Here is a 9115-nt window from a genome sequence, read left to right on the forward strand (position 1 = left end):
TTTTTATAGGCAAATGAGCTATACGGATTCTAAACATCCGTATAGTGCGTAAATTTTTAGCTTGAATGCACAGCTACAGACGGTTTTAAGGCTGCTACGAGTTGCCTGTATTTTATTTTTATAAAGCTATTATTGAAATTAACCTTATACTTTAGATAATTAGTTATTAAATCAAAAGGTTGATTCAGTTATAGTATGGAAATAAAGCATATTTAAAAAAAATATTTGAGGGAATGATGAGCAATTTTCAGTTTTTAGAATCAGACTTTCCAAGTTTGGCAGTCACAGCAAAAGAAGCTGAAAAGCTCGTGTATATCTCCCCACAATTTGCTCTCGCTGCGGCAAGAACATCGCTTGAAAACCTTGTTCTATGGCTGTATCAATACGATAAAAAGCTCACTCAGCCTTATGATGCTTCACTACACAACCTACTTAATGATCTAAAATTTAAAGACCTGATTCCACCCTATATTTGGGACAAAATGGATAATATCCGCATGGTCGGCAACAGTGCCGTACATGGGAAAAAGTTCAAACAACTCACCACTGAAGAAACGGTAAGACACATCAGCCATTTATTTTTGATGTATGTCTGGTTTGAACGTAACTATGGATCACCATCAAAAGATCGTTCGCAGCCGCATATCTTTAAAACTGAACTGATTCCAAACACTGACAACACCCAACAAATCACCGCCAACCAAGAACAACTACAGAAAGAAACCGAAGCCAAAGAAAAGCAATTTGCAGAGCAACACAAAGCGCTACGAGAACTCGAACAACGCCTGTTTGAACAATCTGCAAACTTAGAAGAACGTGAAAAACTATTAGCTAATATAGATGCTGAACTTGCACAAAAACGTGCAGACGTTGAACAAGCCAAGATTGCCAACAGCAAAATCGAAGACCCTACCGACTATAAAGAAGACGAAACTCGAAAACTTAAAATTGACCTCATGCTTGAAGAAGCAGGCTGGGAAATAGGTACATCGGTTCGAGAGGAAGTTGCTGTAACAGGTATGCCGAGTCCATCGGGTAAAGGTGCAGTGGATTATGTGCTGTATGATGCCAATGGCTTGCCTTTGGCTGTGGTTGAAGCAAAACGCACATCGACCGACCCTGATATTGGACAACAACAAGCCAAACTCTATGCAGACTGTTTAGAGCAACAAACAGGACAACGACCTGTCATATTCTATACCAATGGCTACAAAACCCGAATTTGGAATGATGTGCAAGGTGGCCCACCACGCTTAGTACATGGTTTTTATACGCAGGCAGAACTCAAGCGTCTGATCGAAAGACGTAAGAACAACCCTGATTTAAGTAGCTTCCCGATCAATGCGGACATTGTAGAGCGTTACTACCAAACTCGTGCCATCAAAGCCATGCTTGCAGCCTATCAACGTAAAGAACGTGCAGGCTTACTGATTATGGCAACAGGCACAGGTAAAACACGTACTGCCATTGCACTGGTCGATGTGCTGATGAAAGCCAATGTGGTGCAAAAAGCCTTATTCCTTGCAGACCGTACTTCATTGGTCAATCAGGCGCACAATGCCTTTAAAGCCAATTTAAAAGATGCTTCATTCGTCAATTTACTTGAGGATAAAAATCAAGTTGGTCGAGTGTATTTCTCGACCTATCAAACCATGATGGGTTTGATTGATGAAATGAATGCCGATGGCACACGTAAATTCGGTACAGGCATGTTTGACCTGATTATTATTGATGAAGCCCACCGCAGCGTTTATCAAAAATTTGGTGAGATTTTTAAATACTTCGATAGTTTGCTTGTTGGTTTAACCGCAACGCCACGAGATGAAGTAGATCGTGATACATACGCACTTTTTGGCTTAGAAAGCGGTGTCCCAACCGATTACTACGACCTCGATCAAGCCATTGCAGATGATTATCTCGTGCCACCTAAAGCTTATTCAGTTCCACTTAAATTCATGCGTGAAGGCGTGAAATATGACGAACTCTCTGAAGAAGAAAAACAACATTGGGATAGCCTAAATTGGGGCGATGAAGATGCACCTGAAGAAGTCTCAGCATCCAAGATTAATAAAGAGCTGTTTAATACAGGCACGATTGATTTAATGCTCAAGCACTTGATGGAAAATGGTATTAAAACCGAAGGCGGTGATCGTCTTGGTAAAACCATTATCTTTGCCGTAAATCAAAAACATGCCCAGTTTATTGCTGATCGCTTCAATGAAAACTATCCGCAATATGATGGCAAGTTTGCCCGTGTCATTACTCATGCCACTAAGTATCCACAAAGCTTAATTGATGACTTTAGCAAGAAAGATTTACCTGAGCCACAGATTGCGATTTCAGTGGATATGCTCGATACAGGCATTGATGTACCTGAAGTGGTCAACTTAGTATTCTTTAAAGCGGTACGCTCTAAAGTGAAATTTATGCAGATGATCGGGCGTGGTACTCGCTTGTGTAAGGACTTATTTGCTCCAGAGCATGACAAAACAGAATTCTATATTTTCGATTATTGTTCTAACTTTGAATACTTCAATGAGAACCCAGATGGTGCCCCTGTATCTACTACAGAACCATTGGGTCAACGCTTGTTTAAGGCTCGATTAAATATCCTAAGTTTGCTGAACACATCTGACTCTAAAGTAGAACAACAAGCAAATGAGTTGAACGTAGTGCGGAAAGAAATCCTGCAAGGATTACAAACAGAAGTGAAGTCCATGAACAAGGACAACTTCATCGTGAAATCTGAATTAGAGCATGTAGAGTATTTTCAAAAGGATGAAGCTTGGGACAGTTTAGATGACCTAGCTATTGGTACATTAAGAGAGCATGTTTCTAAACTTCCAAATGAACTAGAGTCCGAAGCACTAGAAGCTAAACTGTTTGACATGCTCTGCTATAACATTGAACTTGCCGTATTAAATAAGAACAACAAGGCCGCCGCTAGTTATGCAAACAAAGTCATCGAAATTGCTTCTAAGTTGGAAACTAAAGAAAATATCCCTGCAGTAGCATCACAGATTAACTTAATTCAAGAAATGCAAACTGAAGCGTACTGGGAAGGCATTACAGTTCTAATGCTAGAGTCGATGCGTAAACGTATCCGAGGCTTGGTGAAGCTGATTGAGAAATCTACATCAACGATTGTCTACTCGATGCTGGATGATGAGATTGGTGAAGCGACTGAAGTTGATATCCCCGTGGTTTCAAGCGGTGTAAACATTGCTCAATACCGAAAACGAGTTGAGAGCTTCATCAAAGCTCATGAAGATCATATTACTATTGCTAAGTTAAAGCGTGGTTTAGCACTAACACCAACTGATCTAAGTGAGCTAGAACGATTCGTTTTTGAAGCTCAGGAAGTTGAAAGCAAAGAGAAGTTCGAGCAGTGTTTTGGTACAGATAAACCTCTTCCTCTTTTCATTCGCTCTCTCGTTGGTTTAGATCGTCAAGCGGTTCAACAGGCGTTCTCTAAGTATTTACAAGGTTCAACTTATAACGAGAAGCAAATTCGTTTCATAGAAATGATTGTTGAACATTTAACTATTCGGGGAACTTTAGAATCATCACAACTTTATGAACCACCGTTTAATCAAATCCACTATGAAGGGATTGATGGTGTGTTTGGTGATGCAGAGGCTGACAACATATTTGGGGTTGTTGAAGCGTTTAATGAAAGTGCGGTGGCTTAGTTATATTATTTAGGAGGGGGATGTCTTGGGTATATTGTTAGATAAAGTCAGAATTTGTGGTTTTCGTGGTATTTCGAATATTGAAATGACATTATCCAAAGTCACGGTACTATTAGGGCAAAATAATGCTGGTAAAACTTCGGTAATTAAAGCACTTCAGTTAGCATTAGGAGATTATTCTCGCTATTTGTCAGATGAAGATTTTCATGTAAATCAATATATATATGATCAAAAGAAAATAATTATTGATGTAAGATTTGTCCCATTCGAAGAAGAGGAACAAAAAGAGATTTTTTCTGAAGAATGGCAGCAAGAGTTTGCAGATAAGATCCAATCACAAGTTGATGGTCAGCAATTTGTTGGTATTAGAACTATAGTAAAACCTGATTCAATTAAAGGGGGATATCTTGTTGAAAGATACCATTTAGATCATTGGCCAGAGTACGATAATTGGCAAAGTACAAACATAAATACGAATAATAAATTTAAGAAAAAATTAGATTGTGTACCATTTATTTCGATTGATGCACAACGTGATATTTATAGTGAATTAAAAGACAAATCTTCTTTTATCGGTCGTGTTCTTTCTAGCGTAGAGTATAGTCAAAACGATATTGCTTCGCTTGAGCAAATGGTAGCTGAGGTGAATCAGGCGGCTATTGAAAAGAGCGATCCATTAAAACAATTAAAGAATCATTTAGATACATTAAACCATTCTTTGAATTGTGATGGGCAAACCGAACTCACACCATTTCCTAAAAGAATTAGAGATCTTTCAAAAAGATTCAGTGTGCATTATGGAAGCTCGTCCGATAACTCATTTTCTATGGAATATCATGGAATGGGGACGAGAAGTTGGGCATCAATGTTGACTGTTAAAGCCTTTACAGAGCTATTAGTATCTAAACATGAACAAGAAATGGAACCTTTGTTTCCAATTATGGCAGCAGAAGAGCCTGAAGCACATTTACATCCAAATGCTCAAAGGACATTATATAAGCAACTAATTAATTCACATGGTCAAGTAATTATTAGTTCACATTCTCCTTATATTGCGGGGTTGGCAGAGGTTAATGAGATTAGATATTTAAAAATTATTGATGATTCGGTCAAAGTATTTCAATTAAGAGAAAATTTTGAGGGCGATGATTTAAGGAAAATAAAACGTGAGGTAATTCATTCTAGAGGTGAATTATTGTTTTCAAAAGCTATAGTGCTTTCTGAAGGAGAAACAGAAGAACAAGTTTTACCATTATTATTTGAGGCATATTCAGGGAAAACTGCTTTTGAATTGGGAATAAATTTCGTTGGAGTAAACGGTTCTGGAGCTAGATATCTTCCATTTTTAACGTTAGCTAAGGATCTAGATATTCCTGTTTTTATATTTTCTGATGGTGAGCCAGCGACTGTACAACAACTAAAGAAAAATTATGAGAAAGTCTTTGGAGAAGTGGATTTAGAGAACTGCAATAATATTATTATTCTAGATGGTACTGACTTTGAAGGATACTTACTAGATCAGAATTATACAGAGTTAATAGAAAATACTATTAGAGAAGTTAATGGTGAAGAGTATTTACAACATTGGATAGAGCTTAAGAATGGCACTCCATTAAGACAGGTTAAATCTAGTAAACCTCCATGCACAACATGCAACCAATTTATATTTGAATCTCAAATTAGAGACTACGATGGTGACGCTGGAAAAAAACGAGCGATCCTTGATATTTTGGATTCAAGTAAACCTCAGTATGCAAAAGCTATTGCTGAAAGTTTATTATCTTTACCTGTTGATAACTTACCACAAAAAGTAAAAGATCTTTTTCAACAAATAATTACTGGAACTTGATATGAATCTCTCAAAGGTACAGCTTCAGATTGTGAAAGCACCAGTTGATATAGCTATTCAAGTCCTTGCCTCTGCGGGAGCAGGAAAAACTAGGGTTCTCACAGAGCGTATTAAGTATATATTGGCATTGACTAAGAAGGATGGAGTTATTGCTTTCACATTTACAAATAAAGCTGCTGATGAAATGTTGATGAGACTTTCTCAAGAAGAAAATATTCAAGAGAGAACTTGGATTACTACTATTCATTCAGTTGCACAAAGAATTCTTGAGAAATATGGTCATACTGTTGGATTACCAACGGATCTTCATATTTACGAAAGAGATCAGGATAAAATGGAAATTTTCATGCAATCTTTACGTGAAGATGGCATTGATGTTGATGAATATTTAAATGTTACAGATACGAAAGAGCTGAGAAATAGGGAAAAGGCACTACAGAGATATTTAGAGATCTTTGCTCATATTAAAAGAGAGCTTCTTACGGAGTTTGAGGTCTTTGAACTCTATCAAAATAAAAATGTATGGAAAATATATCTAGATTATCAGGATTCAATGATTCGTAGTGGGGGAATTGATTATGATGATATTTTAGTATATGCGCATCGAATATTGATAACACATGATTGGATAGCCAAAATTTACAGAGCAAAATATAAACATATTTGTGTTGATGAGGCTCAAGATCTTAATAAAATACAGTATGAGTTTATCAAGGCTTTTTGTGGTGACACATTAAAAAGTATCTTTATGGTTGGTGATCCTAATCAAATGATTTATGGTTTTAATGGATCATCTAATAGATATCTATGTGATGAGTTTGTAAGGGATTTTTTACCAAAAAAATATGATTTAAAAGAGAACTACAGAAGTACAAGAGAAGTTATTCAAGTTGTGAATAAGCTAAAATCGGATTCTCAGGTTGTAAGTGAGTACGCTCTAGAGGGGCAAGTACATTTTAATGAGTATGAGAATGAGATAGAGGAAGCTAAAGGGGTCGTAGCTCAGATACAAAATTTACTTCAAATGAGAATACATTATGAGATTGAGGGTGAAATCACACTTGATAAGATGGTGGTTATCGCTAGAAATCGTTTTGTATTTAATAGCTTGGAGAAAGTCCTTAGAGATAATAATATTGCCTATTCTCTGAAGAAAGGAGAAAGACTGCTTGAACCTTCGACTAAATTTGCTAAGACCTTAGATTTTTCTATTCGAATTAAGCTGAATCCAAAGGATTGGGTGAGTGGTAAAAAATTATGTCAACTACTCCAATTAAAGGAACCTTTAAATTGGAATAATGAAGCGTTGTTAGAATTAGCGGATAAAATAAATATTTCTAGTGATCCCAATCGTCAACTGTTATCAGAATTATTAATCGCTGTTTATAAATTGGAGATCGATGATCCCAAAATACCAAAATTAATCAAAGATTTTCGTGAGAAATTTACTATTTTGGTTGAAAAACAATCAAATGTTTCAGATGCCAAATATGAAGATATTAGATTAAGTATCCAAGAGCTAGATGAATTTAATCACACATGGACAATCTTTAAAAGAAAAGGAGTAGGAGACTCTTTAACGGCCTTTAGGAATGCATTAGTGTTAGGGCAGCTTTCTGAAAGTAATTCCGACAAAGGTTTAACTTTAAGTACAGTTCATACTATGAAGGGTTTAGAGAAAGATATTGTTTTCTTAATAGGTATGTGTGAAGGGGTATTCCCAGATTATCGGGCACTTTCAAAAGAGCAATTCGAAGATGAACGAAATAGTGCATTTGTTGCAGTAACTAGGGCAAAAAGATGGTTATATGTTTCTTATCCTAAGCAAAGGAAAATGCCTTGGGGTGATATAAAAAAACAGAAAAAATCTAGATTTATGATTGAAATGGAAAGGGGTCATGAAGCACGCCTTTGAGGTCTGTGCAACAAACACTTAACATTCTATAATATCGAATTAGCTCATTAATGTTAGATTTCATGGTTATTACAAAGCAATGAAAAATAATATTTTTTGGGAAAACTTGACCAATATTTTGTCTGAATATTACATAAATGTGATATTGGTGGAATCTTGGTTGGTAATATTTAGGTGGTTAAATGAAGCAATATCTAGATTTGTGTCAACGCATAGTTGATGAAGGCGTGTGGGTTGAAAATGAACGGACTGGAAAGCGTTGTTTAACCGTTATTAATGCTGATCTAGAGTACAACGTAGGGGCGAATGAATTCCCCTTAGTCACCACTCGAAAAAGTTATTGGAAAGCAGCAATTGCAGAATTATTAGGCTACCTACGTGGTTATGATAATGCTGCTCAGTTTAGAGCTATTGGCTGTAATACTTGGAATGCAAATGCTAACGAAAATGGAGCTTGGTTAGCTAACCCTCATCGTAAAGGTGAAGACGATATGGGGCGAGTATACGGAGTCCAAGGGCGCCATTGGCGTAACTCTGAAGGTAAAGAGTTTGACCAGCTTCGTAAGATCTATGATGACTTACGCGAAGGTATTGATGACCGTGGTGAAATTCTGACTTTCTATAACCCAGGGGAGTTTGATATGGGTTGCCTACGACCTTGTATGCATACTCATACCTTCTCTTTGGTAGGGGATACACTTTACTTAACATCATCACAACGTTCGTGTGATGTACCTTTGGGCCAAAATTTTAACCAAATTCAGGTTTTTACTCTGTTAGCTCTGATGGCTCAAATTACAGGACATAAAGCTGGAAAGGCTTATCACAAGATTGTGAATGCGCATATTTATGAGGATCAGTTAGAACTCATGCGTGATGTTCAGCTTAAACGTGAACCTTATCCTGCGCCAAAACTCCATATCAACCCTGAAATTAAAACGCTTGAAGATATTGAAACATGGGTGACATTAGATGACTTTGAAGTTGAAGGTTATCAATATCATGAACCTATTGCTTATCCGTTTTCAGTCTAAATAAGTTTATTTGAAGATAAAAATATTTCTGTTGGGCAAAAGTTTAAAAACTTTATCTCAACAGAAAACCTTATTTTCATATTAATGTTTTAGAGGACTGATATAAATACCCTCAAATTTTAATAATTCTTTTAATTTCTTAATTTCTTTTTCAGCCTCTAAGAGTAAATTTTGATCGGTTTTGTATAATTTTTTATAATAATCTTTGGATTGTTTCATTTCTTTATACTGAAGCTCGAAATGATCACATTGATTTTTCATATTCTGATATTCATTAAACCAGTAGATAAGTTCAGCTCTTGCTTGTATTAACAACTTCTCTGGTGACATTTCATTCTCAGCACTATTTAAAGCCAGTTTTTCTTTTTTCTGTTTTGCTTTCTTTATTCGTGCCTCTTTAATTTCTTTAAGTTTCTCGATAGGTTCGAATCGGTTTCTAATAGTATTCCGATGAATTCCTGTAAGTTTACATAATTGTGCAATAGTTGCTTTTAGTTTGTAAGCGTCCGCTGAACACACCTTATGAATTCATCCTATAAGCCTTAATTTAGTCCCCACTTAAAAACAAGTGGGGACTAAAATTTATGACTACAAATCATCAGACATCCATCGCATCTCTTGCGAA

5 protein-coding genes are annotated in these 9115 nt (G+C 36.3%); 4 read left to right on the forward strand and 1 reads right to left on the reverse strand.

The genetic code is table 11. The features are described from left to right. Positions 1-236 precede the first annotated feature (236 nt). The 4 genes from FTU03_RS12195 to FTU03_RS12210 all read left to right on the forward strand — a co-directional run bounded on the left by FTU03_RS12195 (position 237) and on the right by FTU03_RS12210 (position 8490). Positions 237-3692, forward strand: a complete 3456-nt coding sequence (locus tag FTU03_RS12195) for a DEAD/DEAH box helicase family protein (protein WP_179993103.1) — start codon at positions 237-239, stop codon at positions 3690-3692. Between the two features lie 25 nt (positions 3693-3717). Further along, positions 3718-5541 carry an ATP-dependent endonuclease gene (locus tag FTU03_RS12200; RefSeq protein ID WP_100355639.1) on the forward strand — a complete coding sequence of 608 codons (1824 nt, stop codon included), beginning with the start codon at positions 3718-3720 and terminating at the stop codon, positions 5539-5541. Between the two features lies 1 nt (position 5542). Then, positions 5543-7456, forward strand: coding sequence for an ATP-dependent helicase (locus FTU03_RS12205; protein WP_179993102.1), 1914 nt, complete (start codon positions 5543-5545; stop codon positions 7454-7456). A 182-nt stretch (positions 7457-7638) separates the two neighbouring features. Next, positions 7639-8490, forward strand: a complete 852-nt coding sequence (locus tag FTU03_RS12210; RefSeq protein WP_179993101.1) for a thymidylate synthase — start codon at positions 7639-7641, stop codon at positions 8488-8490. Positions 8491-8571: 81 nt separating this feature from the next. On the opposite strand, the gene FTU03_RS12215 is transcribed toward FTU03_RS12210, so the two are convergent. Then, a complete protein-coding gene (locus FTU03_RS12215; protein WP_179993100.1) occupies positions 8572-9009 on the reverse strand; it encodes a hypothetical protein in 438 nt (145 codons plus the stop codon). Positions 9010-9115 lie beyond the last annotated feature (106 nt).

Source organism: Acinetobacter sp. YH12046 (genome assembly GCF_013419905.1).
Taxonomy (GTDB): Bacteria; Pseudomonadota; Gammaproteobacteria; order Pseudomonadales; family Moraxellaceae; genus Acinetobacter.